A 14,968-nucleotide genomic window follows, 5' to 3' on the forward strand; every position below is an offset into this window, starting at 1 on the left:
TTCTCCGCCATTGCCGCCCAGGCCGCCCCGCAGCCCACCGTCAAGCTGGAACGCGTTGTCGTCACCGGCAAGGCCGTCCGCGCTGAAACTCAAGTGATCGCCCAGCTGCCGCGCGTCGTCGTGACCGGCTACGCCCAGCGTGAAGTGGCTCAACTGCCTCGCGTCGTGGTCATCGGCTTCAGCGAAGCCACGCTGGCCCGCCAGACCCTGGCTGCCGCCAAGACCACCGCAAAGCGCGGCTGAGCCGGGGCGCCGTCTGAACATGCGAATGACGTCCTTTCCCACCACCGTCGAGCCGAGTCGCCAGTACTGCTGAGCCAGTACTGCCGACTCGGCTCGGCCTATTCCAGAATCTCCTTCAGCCGTGCCCGGTCAAAGCCGATGACGCGCTGGCCGCGCACGACCAGGGTCGGCGTGCCGACGGCGCCCAGGGCCTGGTAGTCGCTCAGGCACTGGGCATCGCGCTCGATGAAGCACTCGCTGAAGGGCACGCCCTCCTGAGTCATCCAGCGCCGCGCCGCCAGGCAATAGGGGCAGGTCTCGGACGAGATCATGCGGATATCGCCCGGCCTGGCGCGCTGCTTCAGCAGTTCGCCGTCCTGCGCTGCAACATGCCCGCGCCAGGCCCAGGAGGCCAGCGCGGTCAGCGCAACGACGACGAGCAGCGAAAGCGGGGGCCACTTCATGGCCCCATGCTAGACCGGCTCAATAAACCTCGGGAACGATGATGTCGTCCGGCACGGGGTTGCGCAGGTAGTCCTCGCGGCGTTCGCGCGCGGGCAGATCGATGTCGGCGTGCGGTACCTCCTGGTAGGGCATCTGGCCCAGCAGGTGATGGATGCAGTTCAGCCGCGCGCGCTTCTTGTCATCCGCCGGCACGACCCACCAGGGCGATTCGGGGATGTGGGTGCGCTCCAGCATCACCTCCTTGGCCGAGGTGTAGGCCTCCCAGCGCCGGCGCGACTCCAGGTCCATGGGGCTCAACTTCCACTGCTTGAGCGGGTCGTGGATGCGGCCCAGGAAGCGCACGCGCTGCTCGTCGTCGCTGATCGAGAACCAGTACTTGATCAGCTGGATGCCCGAGCGCTGCAGCATGCGCTCGAACTCGGGCGCCGAGCGGAAGAACTCCTCGTACTGCTCGTCGGTGCAGAAGCCCATCACGCGCTCGACACCGGCGCGGTTGTACCAACTGCGGTCGAACAGCACGATCTCGCCGGCCGCCGGCAGGTGCGACACATAGCGCTGGAAGTACCACTGCGTGCGCTCGCGGTCGTTGGGCGCCGGCAGCGCGGCCACTCGGCACACGCGCGGGTTCAGCCGCTGCGTGATGCGCTTGATGACGCCCCCCTTGCCCGCCGCGTCGCGGCCCTCGAACAGGATGACGACCTTGTGGCCCGTGTGCTGCACCCAGTCCTGCAGCTTGACCAGTTCGCTCTGCAGGCGGAACAGCTCGCGGAAGTAACGCCGCCGCTCGATGACTTCACCGGCCGGCGCGTCGCTGGCCATCACACCGTGTTCTCGGTCCTCGAGCTCAAGCTCCAGTTCCTCGTCGAAATCGTCCTGCAGGTCGCGGTGAATGCGCTTCACCAGTTCGTCTTCGATGTGGCTCACGAGGGCTCCCGGCCGCAACGGCGGCTGTAGGCCGCGAGCCTAGGCGGGCGATATGGCATGGCTGTGACAAAGGGCTTGACGACATCGTTTACACGCGTAATCATTCGCCATCGTTTACGCTCGTAATCAATGACCAGGCCACCCACCCCCATCAGCGACGCCGAAGCCCAGGTCATGCGCCTGCTTTGGCAGCGCGCTCCCCAGGCCGCCGACGAGATCGCCGCGGTGCTCGGGCCCCGGCAAGGCTGGCAGCTTGCCACCGTGAAGACGCTGCTGAACCGGCTGCTGAGCAAGGGCGCCGTGACGGCCGAACGCGACGGCCGGCGCTTTCTGTACGCGCCTGCCGTACCCGAGGACGCCTGGGTGGCCGACACCGGCCTGTCGCTGATCGACCGGCTGTTCGGCGGGCGCCTGGCGCCGCTGGTGGCGCAGTTCGCGTCGGAACGCAAGCTGAACGCGGACGACATCGCGGCGCTGAAGGCGCTGCTGAAGGAGCAGGGGCATGAGTGAGCGGCTGCTGGTGGTGTTGCTGCAGCAGGCTCTGTTGCTGAGCGTAGGCGTCATGCTGATCGCCGCGCTGCGGCCGCTGCTGCTGAGGCGCCTGGGCGCAGGCAGCGCCTACGCGGCCTGGCTGCTGGTGCCGGCGCTGTTGCTGACGCTGCTGCTGCCCCGGCCGGCTCAGGAGCCGCTGCGCGTGGTGCTGCAGGCCACGGGCAGTGCCCAGACGCTGGCCGCGCCTGCGCTGCCAGCGCCGCCGCCGGATCACGCGGCAGCCTGGTTGGCGCTGTGGCTGGGCGGCGCATCGCTTTTCGCCGCGACCCAGTTCTGGCGGCAATGGCGGCTGACGCGCCTTGGCCAACAACTGCCGGCCGGCAGCAGCCCCGCCCTCGTCGGCCTGCTGCGGCCGCGCGTCGCGCTGCCCGTCGATTTCGAACAGCGCTTCTCGCCTGCCGAGCGCGAGCTGATCCTGGCCCACGAGCAGGTGCATCGCGACCGACTGGACAACCTCTGGAACCTGCTCGCCTGCGCGCTGACGGCGCTGCACTGGTGGAACCCGCTGGCCTGGTGGGCCGCGCGCCGTATGCAGGCGGACCAGGAACTGGCCTGCGATGCCGCCGTGCTGGCGGCCCGGCCCGGCGCGCTGGCCGACTACACGGGAGCCCTGCTCGCCGCCCACGATCTCACGCCCCACGGCGCGCCGCTGGCCAGCCGCTGGGGCAGCTCCCACCCTCTCGTCGAAAGGATCGCGATGCTGCACCGCCCCCTACCCCTGAACCGCCGCCGCGCGCTGCTGCTCGCAGCCGGCGTGGCCACCGTCTCCACTCTGGCCTATGCGGCGGAAAGCCCACCTCTCGCAGCCGGCGCCGGCTTCATCGAGCTGCAGCTGAAGGTGGAGCGCAGCCAGGGTGGCGACAAGTCGACCGTCGAGGCACGCGTCATCGGCCGCGACGGCGAGCGTGTGATGCTGCGGCTCGAAGCCATGGCCGGCGACGAGCCAGGTTGGGTGAAGGAGCCGCTATCGATCACGCTGTGGCCGAAGAAGGCCGGCGACTCGGCGCTCATCAAGACGCACATCAGCCACGGCGAGCCGGGCGTGGAACTCGGCCACCCCAGCGTGATGTCGGCCTGGGGTCAGAAGGCCCGCATCGAGATGACCCGCGCCGGCTCGGACGAAAAGTTCGCACTGGAGCTGACCCCCACGGCCTTGCCCGCCAACTTCCAGCCGCCGAAAAACACCTTCTGAGCGAGGAGGCCGCTACAGTGCCGCCTCCCCGAATCCGCCCCCCTGCAATGAGCCTCGCCGACCTCCGCGCGGCGCTGAACGCCGAGCTTTCGGCCACGCCCGAGTACTACGACTTCAAGGTGCTGCACAGCGAGCGCGACGGCGTGCTGTGGCGGGTGACGCTGGAGCCGGGCTATGTGTTCGCCGAGGGCCAGCGGCCGGGTGTGGCCTCGGCGCAGGCGCTGCTGGACGACAGCCTGGACGGCGCCTCTGCGTGGTGGGGCGCGCCGAGCAAAGGCGGCGCCAGCGTGCTGGCCGTGCTGGCCGAGGACGACCAGCTCGTGCTGCAGAACGCCAGCGGCCCGCCGCCGCCGGCCGGGCACCTGCTCCGCCTCTACCCGACGCGCTTCCTGAACGCCGTGGCCGATGCGTGGTGGGACACGCCCTGGGCCGAACAGGCGCTGGCCTGCCTGCCCGACCTGTCGAACCCACAACCTCTGCACGGCGGCACGGCATTGACCGGCGAGCCCTTCCGCTGGCTGCGCCCGGCGCAACGCGCAGCGCTAGCGCTGGCGGGCCACAGCAGCGGTTTCCTGTGGGGGCCACCGGGCACGGGCAAAACGACGACGCTGGGCGTGCTGCTGGCCGAGTACCTGGACCGCCACCCGCACGCTCGCGTGCTGCTGCTGTCCACCACCAACCAGGCGGTGGACCAGGCCACGCTGGCCGTCGACAAGGCCCTGCACAAGGGCCGCCGCGAGCACCTGCGCGCCGAAGTGCAGCGCCTGGGCACACGCTTCGCCGCCACGGCCTACGAAGGCCGCGAACACTTGATCCCGACGCAGGACCGCGATCTCATCACCCGCCTGGCCCGCGCCGAAGGCCAGCGGCCATCAGCCCGTGATTCGCTCGCGCTCAAGGCCTGGGCCGACCGCGTCGCCGCACTGCGCGACGAGCTGCGCGCCGCTTCGCTGAAGGTGCTGCAACGCTGCCGCCTGGCCAGCATGACGACGACGCGCGCAGCCTTCACGCTGAAGACGCTGCGCGAGCTGCAGCCCGATGGCGCACCGCCCTTCGACCTGCTGGTGTTCGACGAAGCCAGCCAGGTGAGCCTGGCGCATGCCCTCGTGCTGATGCCGCTGGGCCGCGCCCGGCTGTTTGCGGGTGACCCCCAGCAGCTGTCGCCCGTGCTGCGCAGCGACGACCGTCTGGCCCGGCGCTGGCTGGGCCGCTCGGCGTTTACGGAGATGCCGCGCGGGCCGTCCGTCGCGCTGCTGGACGAACAGTCGCGCATGGCGCCGCCGATCGGCGAGCTGGTCAGCCAGCTGTTCTACGACGGCGCGCTGCGCGTGGCGGCAGACGCCGAGGCTTCGGCCAGCTGGCAGGCTGCTCGCCAACGCAGTTTGGGCGACATCGGCGCCAACGTGCATGTGCATGTCCACCATCTGAAGACGGATGGCGGCTGGTCGGCCGCGGAGCGCGGGCCGGTGCGGCGCGAGTCGGCCGAAGCCATTGCAGAGTTGGTGGAGCGTGCGCTGGCCAGCGGCTCATGGCAGGCCGAGGAGCTGATCGTGCTGACGCCGTTCCGTGCGCAGCGGGCGCTGATCCGCCAGCGGCTGCGTGCGCGCGGCCTGCCGGAGGCGCTGCGGGTCAGCACCGTGCACCGCGCCCAGGGCAGCGAGGCGCCGGTGGTGCTGTTCGACCCCGCGGATGGCGCCCAGCCCTTCCTGCACGGCGACGAGGCACAGCGCCTGCTCAACGTCGCGCTGAGCCGGGCGCAGGCCAAGCTGGTGCTGTTCGTGTCGCCCGCCGATGCGGCCAGCCCGCTGCTGGCGCCGCTGGTGCAGCGGCTGCGCTTGGCCGGCGACACCCGGGACGCCCTGCCTCTGCAGGAACTGGCGCGCGAGCCGGGCTTTCCCGCCAATGCGCTGGGGCGGCGCGTGGCCGCCGGGCGGCAGGTGGGCGAGGTGGCGCGCATCAGCGCCGACGGGCGTCAGTTCTGGCTGATCAACGCACGCACCGGGGCGGAGCAGCTGATCGACGCGGAGTTCTGGCGCCGGCGCGCACAGGGCGCACCGGCGTAGCCCTTCAGACCGCCGCCGTGATGACGATCTCCACCTTCCACTCTGGCCGCGCCAGGCCGGCGATGACGGTGGCGCGCGGCGGCGTGTGGCCGGCCGACACCCAGGCGTCCCAGGCGGCGTTCATGCCGGGGAAGTCGGCGCGGTCAGCCAGGTAGATCTGGGCGCGCAGGATGCGGCTCTTGTCGGTACCGGCGCGCTCCAGCAGCTTGTCGATGGCGGCCAGCACCTGGGCCGTCTGGCCGGTGGCGTCGGCGCTGGCGTCCTCGGGCACCTGGCCGGCCAGATAGGCGACGCCGTTGTACACGGCCATCTCCGACAGGCGGGCGCCGATGTCGAAACGTTCAACGGGGGTGGAGGCGGTCATGCTTTCTTCCGGTGCTTGGTGGATTTGACGGGATGCGATGCCGGCACAGCTTTCTCTGCCTTGTGCCCGAGCTTGCTCTCGGTGCCGGCCAGCAATTTCTTGATGTTGGCCGAGTGGCGCCACACCAGCAGCAAGCCCATGATGATCAGGGCCAGCGCGGCCGGGCCGGCTTCCCAAATGAGCAACTGATACATCGGCGCGAAGGCGGCCGACACGATGGCGGCCAGGGACGAATAGCGGCTGAACCAGGCAATGATGAGCCAGGTCGCCAGCGTCGCAACCCCTAGCAGGGGGTTGAGCCCGAAGATGACGCCGGCCGCCGTGGCCACACCCTTGCCGCCCTGGAACCTGAAGAACACCGGCCACAGATGGCCAAGGAAGGCTGCCAGGCCCACCAGCGCCGCCGTGCCCTCGCCAAGGCCGTACCTGGGGCCCCAGATCAGCACGGCCAGCACGGGGAGATAACCCTTGAGCGCATCGAACACCAGCGTCAGGATGGCCGCGGCCTTGTTGCCCGAGCGCAGCACGTTGGTGGCGCCAGGGTTGCCCGAGCCATAGGAGCGCGGGTCCGACAGGCCCATGGCGCGGCTGACGATGACGGCAAAGGACAGCGAGCCGACAAGGTAGCCAACGAGGGCGGCCAGCAGAGGGAGGACGGTTTGCATGGGGCGGCATTGTCGTGCAGCCCGGCCGTGTCAATGCTGCCGGGCCCGCCACCAGACCTGCAGCCGCCGCCCCTGCTCCAGCAGGAACAGGATGAAGCGCCCAACCGGCTTGCGCAGGAACGGCAGGTCCTCCGCGAGCAACAGCAGTCCCAGCGGCAACCATTCGATGCCGATGATGGGCAGAAACCAGAACACCGACGCGGCGATGCACAGCAGGCCAGCCGGGATGCGCACCCACACCGCCCGGGGGCTGTGCAACCAAGCCAGGCAGCGCGCGGCACGCCTGGGCAGCAGGGCCTCCAGCTGGGAGTACGCCAGGTCCAGCGTCTCGCGACCGTTCATGGCGGAGGTTCGCGTCGACATCGAAGGCAGTTTCGCGAGCGCCCGCCAGGCATCCCGTAGGACGAGACCGCGAACGCTCAGCGCCTGCCCCGGCCGACCAGCCGCGGCAGCACCGCAAGAACCGCCAGGGCCAGCAGCGCGCTGATCAGCGCCGTCGTCTCCCGGCCCAGGCCGCAGGCCACGCCGATCGCTGCCGTCATCCAGATGCCGGCCGCCGTCGTCAGGCCCTGGGTGTCTTCCTCGGTGCGGTGCTTGATGATGGCCCCGGCGCCGAGGAAGCCGATGCCGGTGACGATGCCCTGGATGACCCGGCTCATGTCGGCCACGGACATGCCGCCGAGCTGCGGCACCAGCACGAACAAGGCAGCGCCCATGGCCACCAGCATGTGCGTCCGAATGCCGGCCGCCTTGCCCTTTTGCTCGCGCTCATAACCGAGCACACCACCCAGCAGCGCCGCGAGCAGCAGCCGCGTCGTGAGGCGGGTGACCTGCTCCACATCGGGCGCATCAGAGAACTCGGACTGCAGGGTCTGGAGGACGGTGGCCCACATGGCCGCCTGCCGGGCAAGCCGCGCGCCCGCGCCGGTTCAGTTCGCGCAGGTCACCGGCCGCGCATCCAGCAGCTCGGTCAGGACCTTTGGCTCGATGCCGACGAGGTAGCCGCGCCGGCCGCCGTTGATGCAGATCTTCGGCAACACCAGGATCGAAGCCTCGACAAACACCGGCATGGCCTTGCGCACGCCGAACGGCGAGGTGCCGCCGACCTGGTAGCCGCTGTGGCGCTGCGCCACTTCGGGCTTGCAGGGCTCGACCTTCTTGCAGGGGATCTGCCGTGCCAGCTCCTTCAGGCTGACCGTGCGGTCGCCGTGCATCAGCACGATCAGCGGCTCGGCCTTCTCGTCCTGCATGACCAGGGTCTTCACGACGGCGTGCTCCTCGACGCCCAGCTGCTTGGACGACTCGGCCGTGCCGCCGTGCTCGATGTAGTCGTAGACGTGCTCGGTGAAGGCGACGCCGGCACGCTTCAGCGCCTGGGTTGCCGGGGTTTCGCTGACATGGGCGGTCTTCTTGCTCATCCCTTCATTCTCGGGGAGGTAAAACTTACTCCATCACAGCAAGCAATTATTGTTTTACAGTAAGTTTTCCGTGTTTGCCCTAGGCCACCATGCCCGACTCCTTTTCTGCCGATGGTTTACGGCGCATCCGCCGCCTGGCCTGGGTGGTGCGGCTGCTCTGCCTGCTCGGCGTCGTGGTCATCGGCACCCTGCCCTTCATCTTCTGGGCGGAGGCCGATTGGGTGGCTGACGTGGCAGCACGCACCTGGAACCTCAGCCGCATACAGCTCGACATGGGCACGCGGCTGTGGGGTCTTGCAGCCTCCATGCTGCCCACGCTGGCAAGCCTGTTCGCGCTGTGGCAGATGTGGTCGCTGTTCGGCTGCTTCGCCCAGGGCGAGTTGCTGGCGCGCCGGCCGGCCCAGCACCTGCGCCGCCTCGGCCTGGGCTTATGCGCACTGGCCGCCGCCCAGCCGCTGGGCCAGACGCTGGCCATCCTCGCCCTGACCTGGGGCAATCCCAAGGGCGAGCGTCAGCTGTGGTTCGGCCTGTCGGGTGATCACTATCTCGCCTTGCTCTTCGGCCTGCTGCTGCTGGCCCTGGCCCAAGTGCTGCACGAAGCCGCGCGAGTCGCCGACGAGAACGCCGAGTTCGTCTGATGCCCATCGTCGTCACCCTCGACGTCATGCTCGCGCGCCGCAAGATGCGCTCGCGCGAGCTGGCGGAGCGCGTGGGCATCACCGAGGCGAACCTGTCCCTGCTCAAGAGCGGCAAGGTGCGCGGCGTGCGCTTCGACACGCTGGCGCGCATCTGCGACGCCCTGCAATGCCAGCCGGGCGATCTGCTCGCCTGGGAACCCGGCCCCGAGCCGCCCGAAGAACCCTGACCTGCTTCCTGCCCATGCGCTTTCTGATCCCTTGCCTGCTGCTCGCGGCCTGCGCCGCCCACGCGCAGACCGAAGTCCTGCCGCCCGTCCAGACCGACCTCAAGCGCGACAAGAGCGTGCTGCCCTATGCGCGCATCAACGAGCTGCTGACCAAGCTGAGCAAGCACGGCGAGGGGCTGTTCCGCATGGACTTCAAGGTCGACGCCGAGAAGACCAAACTGCCTCTGCCTGAGCTACGCATGGTGGTGCGAAGCGACGAGGCCGACCACCCGATCCCGGTCGACGGCGAGGGCCGCTTCGACCTGCCCCTGCTGCCCGAGGCCGAGGCCAAGACGGCCGACTTCGCGACCAACGCGCCCAAGGGCCAGATGGCCGTGCGCGGCACCATCGAGCTGACCGTTCCGCCCGAACAGCTGACGATGGCCAAGGTGCGCCAGACCTTGCGCGTCGCGCGCACATTGCGCGAGGAACTGCTGCCTTGGTACTTGCGCTGGCTGTTCCCGCGCATCGAAGCCGTGCGCGTGTGCTCGGCCACGCCCACCTGGGAGCTGGAGTGGCGTGAGAGTGGCCAACTGCTCGGCTTGCCGCTGCCTCAGGCAGTGGGCGAGCGCGACCCAGACGCCAAGCCCGGCGAGAAGGGCCGCCCCTGCACGCTGCTGACCGGCCAGGAGAGCTGGCCCGACGCGGCCCGGCTGCTGCCACCGGCCAGCAGCAAGCTCAGCGTCAAGCTGTAAGGCATGAACCACCGCTGGATCGCGCGCGGCCTGGTTGGCGGGCTGCACCTGGCCTTGCTGGCCGCGCTGTGGCTGCACCGGCCGCCACCGCTGCACCACCCCGGCGAGCGGCGCGTGACGACGGTGCGCCTGCTGGCGCCACGCCTGCAGCAGGCGCCGCCGCCTGCGCCGTCCATCGCCCCAGTGCCGCGCAAGCCGGAGCCCGAGCTTCCCGACATCGCGCCCCTGCCCTTCAGGACCGAGGCGCCTGGCGCCGCCATCCCTGCGCCCACCGCGCCGGCCGAAACCGTTCCTGCCACCACGGCACCGGCCGAGCCGCCACGCACGGCGCTGCGTTTGACTCTGCCGCCCGGCTATGCCGCGTCGTCAGCCGCCGCACGCAACCCGGCGCTGAGCGACCCGCGCAGCAACACGGCGCGGCCGACGTTCGAGGACCGCATCGCTGACGCCACCGGCGGGGCAGGCGCCTGGGTCGAGGAAAGCACCGGCGAGAACCGCTCCCAGGCTGTCGGCGCACTCGGGGACCGCCGCACCGTCATGCGCCGCGGCAACACCTGCGTCGAAATCTTCCGCTCACGCATTGCCGACATGGACCAGTTCAACGGCAGCGTCGCCCCGCGGGCGATCGGCATGGTCGGCAAGCCCTACAAGTGCAAGTGAGCGGCATCGCGCGGCGCCTGCGCGAAGTTCGGGCCGAGTTTCAGGCCACGGGTCGGCTGCGCGGCCGCACAGCCGGAGCAATCCTCATACCCTCCCTTCTTCAACCGCCCTTGGATGCCACGGGCAGATAGACCTCGACCAGCGAGTCGGGCTCGTCTGGGCAGAAGTCGGGGCCATAGCGCTCGAACAGCGGACCGGCGGCCTGGACATAGTCCGAAGCCGGCAGCTGGCGCTCGAAGATGTCGCCGAAGCCCTCACCCAGCCCCGACAGCGGGAAGCTGAAAAAGGCATAGCGCCCGGCTGGCAACGTCAGCTTCGTCATGCCCGCCGGCACGGCGGCCGACGGCTCGACGGCAACGCAGGCGAGGTAGTCGAAGCCGGCGTCGGACTGGTTGTCCATGACGCCGTAGGTGGTCCTTGCCTCGGTGGCCTGTCCAATCTCGGGGATGCGGGCTACGAAGCGCGGCCACAGGGCCGGGATATCGGGTGACATCGGCGTCGTGCGGATCTGCAGGCCCACGACGGTGACGGCGGGTCGGTCAATGATCTGGAGCGGCATGGCGGTCCTCGAAGTTGCGAACAGGCGCCCGCGGGGGTGCCCACGCTACGACGAACGCTGGGCATCGTTTTCGACAAACCGGTGTCGCGCAGCAATTTCTGCAACACCGCTGCCGGCGCTGCACGCCCAGGCCGGTGCCTCCATCACTGCCCACACCTGTCATGCGCCAGTTCCTCGCCGCTGCCCTGTTTGCCGCCCTGCTCTCGCCCGCCCAAGCCGCCGCGCCGGCCGAACTGTTTGATTTCTGACTCGGCGGGCGAGCAGTTCGAGGCCCAGCGCATGCGCTTCTACGACATCGAACCCGACAGCTTCGATGGGGACGGGGAAGGCAGCACCGACGGCGGCAAGACCTGGACGCTGATCTGGCGATTGCACCACCAACGCACGCGGTCTTGCGCTTGTCCCTAGACTGGCCGGCTCTGAATCTCCCGATCCCGCCATGCCCTTCTCGACCTGGCTGCTGTTCTGCGGCGTCGCCCTGCTGACCTGCTTCTCGCCGGGCCCCGGCGTGCTGCTCGCGATCTCGAACTCTGTCGCCGTCGGGCCGCGCCACACGATGTTCAGTTCGCTGGGCAATGCGGCCGGCCTCTTCGTCGTGTCCGGTGCGGCCACGGCCGGCATGGGCGCGCTGCTGGCGGTATCGGCTTCGGCCTTCCTGGTCGTCAAGATCGTCGGCGCGGGCTATCTCATCTACCTCGGCATCAAGCAATGGCGCAGCGCCCCGCTGCGGCTGGATGCGTCGGCCGCTACCCATCAGCCAACGACGCCGGGCAAGCTCTTCCTGCAAGGCCTGGGCGTGGCCGTCACCAACCCCAAGGCCATCCTGTTCTTCACGGCGCTGTTCCCGCAGTTCCTGGTGCCTGGCGAGTCCCTGGTCATGCAGACCGTGCTGCTGACGATCACCTTCACCGCCCTGGCCCTGGTGTCCCACGCCTTTTATGTCGGTCTGTTCCGCCAGCTGCGCCGCTTCCTGACCGAGGCGCGACATCTGCGGCTGTTCAACCGCATCTCGGGCGGGCTGTTCGTGCTGCTGGGCCTGAGCCTGCTGAAGCTGCGCAACCGCGCCACCTGAACCGGGTCGTCCTTGCGCTCGCGGGCGCAGCAGCGGCGCCGCACTTTGAAGCCCTGAGGGGCATTCATTGAATCGATTCGGTTGACAACCAATTGATCGAAACCGGCTTTATCGGCTGATTTCGAATCAATAGAGTGCCGCCATCGACCATCCGCCGCCAAGGAGCCCCGATGAAAGCACGACCATCCCCCACTCCGACCCTGAGGTCCTCAGCCCAGCCGCCGGGCATCCCACCGATGGTCGGCTCCCACGTCGACAGGCGCGAGATGAAGCGATGAGCACCGCCCTCGCGCGCAAGCTGGCCTGGCTGGCCCTGGCGGTGTCACTGGCACCTGCCGCATCCCTGCCGGCACAAGCCCAGGCTGCGGCGCCCGCCACCGTCGTCGCAGAGCGCGACGGCGCCGGCCACACGCTGCAAGACCTTTACCAGGCCGCCTTGAAGGAAGGCGGCGCGCTGACGGTATACGCCGGCGGCGACGAGGTCACGCAGGGCTTTGGCATCAAGGCGGCCTTCGAGCGCCAGTTTCCGGGCATGAAGTTGAACCTCGTCGTCGACCTCAGCAAGTACCACGATGCACGCATCGAGGAGGAACTGCTGCGCAAGGACCTGAAGGTCGACGTCGCCCACCTGCAGACGCTGCACGATTTCGACGACTGGGCAGCGCGCGGCTTGCTGCTGCCGTACAAGCCGACGGGCTGGGACCACGTCCCGGCAGCCTACAAGGATCCGCAGGCGCGCTTCACGGGCCTGTTCATGCTGACCTTCGCGAACAGCTACAACCAGACCCTGGTCACGGCAGAGAACGCGCCGCGCGACTATGCCGATTTCCTGAAGCCGGAGTTCAAGAACCGAATCGTCATCACCTACCCGCACGACGACGATGCGGTGCTGTACGTGTTCGACAAGATCGTCCAGAAGTACGGCATCGGCTTCATCGAGAAGCTGCAGGCCAACGGCGTGCAGTGGGTGCGCGGCACGCAGACGCCGCGCGACGCCGTCGAAGCCGGCAAGTACGCCGTGTCAACCGGGACGTCAGGCAACCTCGTGCCGGTGGAGTCGTCCAGCCTCCGCTTTGTGCTGCCGCCCCGCGACCCCTTCCTGACCTGGGCGCAGACCGGCGCGATCTTCAAGGATGCGAAGCATCCCGCCGCAGCGAAGCTGTACGTCAGCTGGACGCTGTCGCTGCCGGTGGCCTCGAACCCGCAGCGGTTCCCGATCCGCGACGATGTCGCGCCGCCAACCGGCTACCAGTCGATCGACAAATACAACACCAGCCCCGAGGACTTCCGCGCCTTCATGCGTGACCGTGCGCGGGTCGAGCGGCTCAAAAGCCTGTTCGAACGCCTGATCGGGCCGGTGCAAGGCATTTCACCCCTGAAGGACTGAACCCCGGCGGCGCCGGCAGCGCTACGGCGACGCCGTGCCGGCCGTGGCCCGTTCCTGCTCGCGCAGCCGCAGCACGCGCCGCTGCACCTTCCCCGTCGTCGTCATCGGCAGCGCGTCGATGAACTCGATCTCCTTGGGGTACTCGTAGGGCGCTAGGCGCGCCTTCACATGGGCCTGCAGGGCCTCCACCAGCGCGGTGCTGCCAGCATGGCCCTCGGCCAGCACGACATAGGCCTTCACCAGCGCGCCGCGCTCGGCATCCGGCTTGGGCACGACGGCCGCATTCGCCACGGCCGCATGCTTGAGCAGGCAGTTCTCGATCTCGCCGGGGCCGATGCGATAGCCCGCCGCCTTGAAGACGTCGTCCGCCCGGCCTTCGTACCAGAGCGTGCCGTCCCGGTCGCTGCGGGCGAGGTCGCCAGTGCGGCACCAGTCACCCGTGAACTTGGCCTTCGTCGCGGCCTCGTTGTTCCAGTAGCCAAGGAAGAAGACGGGGTCGGGCGCGCCATGGCGGTCGCGCGCGTTCACGGCCACCTCACCGGTCTCGCCGGGCGCGCATTCCCGGCCCTCGTCATCGATGACCGCCACGCGGTGGCCCGGGTAGGCCCGGCCCATGCTGCCGGGTTTGGCCGGCCACAGGGCCTGGCAATTGCCGACCACGTAATTCATCTCCGTCTGGCCGAACATCTCGTTGACGGGCACACCCAGCGCATCGCGGCACCAGTTGAACACCGCGTCGCCAACGGCCTCGCCGGCGCTCATCAGTGCGCGCAGCTTCAGCGCATGGCGCTTCGGGCGAGGCTCGGCCTTCATCATGGCCTTGAGCGCCGTCGGGAACAGGAAGGCATGCGTGACGCCGTAGGCCGCCATCAGCTCGAAGGCCTTGGCAGCCGAGAAACGGCCTTGCCAGGCGACGATGGGGCGGCCGAAGTAGAGCGTAGGCAGCAAGGCGTCCATCAGGCCGCCGGTCCAGGCCCAGTCGGCAGGGCTCCAGAAGACGGCGTCCGTCTTCTGGAGCCCTTTGCTGGGCCGAGGCCCTTCATTGCCGCCCCCCATCTCCCGCTCCCTCTTCCCCAGGGAAGAGGGCCTGATCGTCTCAGTGACATCGGGAAATGGATCGAAACCGAACCAGTTCTGGCTGGCGACAAAGCCAGCCAGGTTGCCGATCAACGCCCGCTGTGGGATCAGTGCACCCTTGGGGTTGCCGGTGGTGCCGCTGGTGTAGATCAGGATGGCCGGGTCGTCGGCCTGAGTGGCCACTGGCTTGAAGCGCGCCTCCTCGGCCTGCAGGGCCTGCATCCACGGCAGCTCGTCGCAATCCACCGGGCATTCGCCCACGACCAGGATGCGGCGCAGCGCCGGGCAGCGCGCCTTGACCTCGCGCAGGGCCGGCAGGGCTTCGCAGGCGGCAATGGCGAGCACGGCACCGCTGTCCTGCAGCCGGTACTCCAGCGCCTCGGCGCCGAAAAGCATGGACAGTGGCATGGCGACCGCGCCAATCTGCTGGATCGCGATGTGGGCGACGGCCGTCTCGAAGCGCTGCGGCAGCACGATGGCCACACGATGGCCGCGGCGTACACCCTGGTCCAGCAGCGCGTTGGACAGCCGGTTGGCGGCCCGCTGCAATTGCGCGTAGCTGTAGTGGGCTCGGCAGCCGCTTTCGCTGTCGAAATAAATGGCCGTGGCGTTGGGCGTGTCGCGCGCCCAGCGCCCGCAGCAGGCCTCGGCGATGTTGAAGTCCTGGGGCACCTGCCAGCGAAAGGCGCCGTGCAGCTGCTCGTATCGGTCTTCCGCCATGGGCCACCCCCGGTTGAGACAAGGGGGCG

20 protein-coding genes are annotated in these 14,968 nt (G+C 69.1%); 11 read left to right on the forward strand and 9 right to left on the reverse strand.

Annotated features, from left to right (window positions below):
* The coding region (locus ACXJLH_RS12885; protein WP_457444485.1) for a hypothetical protein at window positions 1-243 on the forward strand (243 nt) is incomplete at its 5' end.
* A gap of 98 nt (window positions 244-341) precedes the next feature.
* On the opposite strand, the gene ACXJLH_RS12890 is transcribed toward ACXJLH_RS12885, so the two are convergent.
* Window positions 342-686, reverse strand: coding sequence for a glutaredoxin family protein (locus ACXJLH_RS12890; RefSeq protein ID WP_056198630.1), 345 nt, complete (start codon window positions 684-686; stop codon window positions 342-344).
* Between the two features lie 19 nt (window positions 687-705).
* On the reverse strand, window positions 706-1,611 hold the full coding sequence (gene ppk2, locus ACXJLH_RS12895) for a polyphosphate kinase 2 (protein WP_457444487.1): 906 nt from the start codon (window positions 1,609-1,611) through the stop codon (window positions 706-708).
* 129 nt (window positions 1,612-1,740) lie between these two features.
* Between ppk2 and ACXJLH_RS12900 the strand changes: the two genes are divergently transcribed.
* Genes ACXJLH_RS12900 through ACXJLH_RS12910 form a run of 3 tightly spaced genes read left to right on the forward strand, consistent with a single transcriptional unit; the run spans window position 1,741 to window position 5,418 of the window.
* Complete coding sequence (locus ACXJLH_RS12900; RefSeq protein WP_056198634.1) at window positions 1,741-2,121, forward strand: BlaI/MecI/CopY family transcriptional regulator; 381 nt, start codon at window positions 1,741-1,743, stop codon at window positions 2,119-2,121.
* Entirely contained in the window at window positions 2,114-3,355 is a 1,242-nt protein-coding gene (locus ACXJLH_RS12905) for a M56 family metallopeptidase (RefSeq protein WP_457444489.1), read from the forward strand. Before ACXJLH_RS12900 ends, ACXJLH_RS12905 begins: the two co-directional genes overlap by 8 nt.
* 47 nt (window positions 3,356-3,402) lie before the next feature.
* Complete coding sequence (locus ACXJLH_RS12910; protein WP_457444491.1) at window positions 3,403-5,418, forward strand: DEAD/DEAH box helicase; 2,016 nt, start codon at window positions 3,403-3,405, stop codon at window positions 5,416-5,418.
* A 4-nt stretch (window positions 5,419-5,422) separates the two neighbouring features.
* Here ACXJLH_RS12910 and ACXJLH_RS12915 read toward each other — a convergent pair whose 3' ends face one another.
* From ACXJLH_RS12915 to ybaK, 5 genes are read right to left on the reverse strand one after another with little or no spacing between them, the layout of a single operon-like run.
* Window positions 5,423-5,782 carry a RidA family protein gene (locus ACXJLH_RS12915; protein WP_056198641.1) on the reverse strand — a complete coding sequence of 120 codons (360 nt, stop codon included), beginning with the start codon at window positions 5,780-5,782 and terminating at the stop codon, window positions 5,423-5,425.
* Window positions 5,779-6,447 (reverse strand): glycerol-3-phosphate 1-O-acyltransferase PlsY, encoded by a 669-nt coding sequence (plsY, locus tag ACXJLH_RS12920; RefSeq protein ID WP_457354351.1) that lies wholly within the window; start codon window positions 6,445-6,447, stop codon window positions 5,779-5,781. The genes ACXJLH_RS12915 and plsY overlap by 4 nt, the downstream gene beginning before the upstream one ends.
* A gap of 30 nt (window positions 6,448-6,477) precedes the next feature.
* Window positions 6,478-6,810 (reverse strand): hypothetical protein, encoded by a 333-nt coding sequence (locus tag ACXJLH_RS12925; protein WP_056198643.1) that lies wholly within the window; start codon window positions 6,808-6,810, stop codon window positions 6,478-6,480.
* 56 nt (window positions 6,811-6,866) lie between these two features.
* Complete coding sequence (locus ACXJLH_RS12930) at window positions 6,867-7,340, reverse strand: MgtC/SapB family protein (protein ID WP_457354353.1); 474 nt, start codon at window positions 7,338-7,340, stop codon at window positions 6,867-6,869.
* A 36-nt stretch (window positions 7,341-7,376) separates the two neighbouring features.
* Window positions 7,377-7,865 carry a Cys-tRNA(Pro) deacylase gene (gene ybaK, locus ACXJLH_RS12935; protein WP_457444493.1) on the reverse strand — a complete coding sequence of 163 codons (489 nt, stop codon included), beginning with the start codon at window positions 7,863-7,865 and terminating at the stop codon, window positions 7,377-7,379.
* 89 nt (window positions 7,866-7,954) lie between these two features.
* Here ybaK and ACXJLH_RS12940 point away from each other — a divergent pair, with 89 nt between their 5' ends.
* From ACXJLH_RS12940 to ACXJLH_RS12955, 4 genes are read left to right on the forward strand one after another with little or no spacing between them, the layout of a single operon-like run.
* The gene (locus ACXJLH_RS12940; RefSeq protein WP_056198651.1) at window positions 7,955-8,503 is read left to right on the forward strand and encodes a DUF2975 domain-containing protein; all 549 of its coding nucleotides are present in this window, start codon (window positions 7,955-7,957) and stop codon (window positions 8,501-8,503) included.
* Window positions 8,503-8,730, forward strand: coding sequence for a helix-turn-helix domain-containing protein (locus ACXJLH_RS12945; RefSeq protein WP_056198653.1), 228 nt, complete (start codon window positions 8,503-8,505; stop codon window positions 8,728-8,730). The genes ACXJLH_RS12940 and ACXJLH_RS12945 overlap by 1 nt, the downstream gene beginning before the upstream one ends.
* 14 nt (window positions 8,731-8,744) lie before the next feature.
* Window positions 8,745-9,464, forward strand: a complete 720-nt coding sequence (locus tag ACXJLH_RS12950) for a hypothetical protein (RefSeq protein WP_457444494.1) — start codon at window positions 8,745-8,747, stop codon at window positions 9,462-9,464.
* Between the two features lie 3 nt (window positions 9,465-9,467).
* Complete coding sequence (locus tag ACXJLH_RS12955) at window positions 9,468-10,124, forward strand: hypothetical protein (protein ID WP_056198658.1); 657 nt, start codon at window positions 9,468-9,470, stop codon at window positions 10,122-10,124.
* Window positions 10,125-10,224: 100 nt separating this feature from the next.
* On the opposite strand, the gene ACXJLH_RS12960 is transcribed toward ACXJLH_RS12955, so the two are convergent.
* Window positions 10,225-10,683 (reverse strand): GyrI-like domain-containing protein, encoded by a 459-nt coding sequence (locus ACXJLH_RS12960; RefSeq protein WP_457444496.1) that lies wholly within the window; start codon window positions 10,681-10,683, stop codon window positions 10,225-10,227.
* Window positions 10,684-10,920: 237 nt separating this feature from the next.
* Between ACXJLH_RS12960 and ACXJLH_RS12965 the strand changes: the two genes are divergently transcribed.
* From ACXJLH_RS12965 to ACXJLH_RS12975, 3 genes are all read left to right on the forward strand, one after another.
* A complete protein-coding gene (locus ACXJLH_RS12965; RefSeq protein ID WP_157281674.1) occupies window positions 10,921-11,091 on the forward strand; it encodes a hypothetical protein in 171 nt (56 codons plus the stop codon).
* A gap of 31 nt (window positions 11,092-11,122) precedes the next feature.
* The gene (locus ACXJLH_RS12970) at window positions 11,123-11,755 is read left to right on the forward strand and encodes a LysE family translocator (RefSeq protein WP_457444497.1); all 633 of its coding nucleotides are present in this window, start codon (window positions 11,123-11,125) and stop codon (window positions 11,753-11,755) included.
* Window positions 11,756-12,029: 274 nt separating this feature from the next.
* Window positions 12,030-13,142 (forward strand): ABC transporter substrate-binding protein, encoded by a 1,113-nt coding sequence (locus ACXJLH_RS12975; RefSeq protein ID WP_457444499.1) that lies wholly within the window; start codon window positions 12,030-12,032, stop codon window positions 13,140-13,142.
* Between the two features lie 21 nt (window positions 13,143-13,163).
* Here the strand turns inward: ACXJLH_RS12975 and ACXJLH_RS12980 are convergent, their stop codons facing one another.
* Window positions 13,164-14,939, reverse strand: coding sequence for an acyl-CoA synthetase (locus ACXJLH_RS12980; RefSeq protein WP_457444501.1), 1,776 nt, complete (start codon window positions 14,937-14,939; stop codon window positions 13,164-13,166).
* Window positions 14,940-14,968: the final 29 nt, after the last annotated feature.

The organism is Roseateles sp. P5_E4 (genome assembly GCF_054049255.1).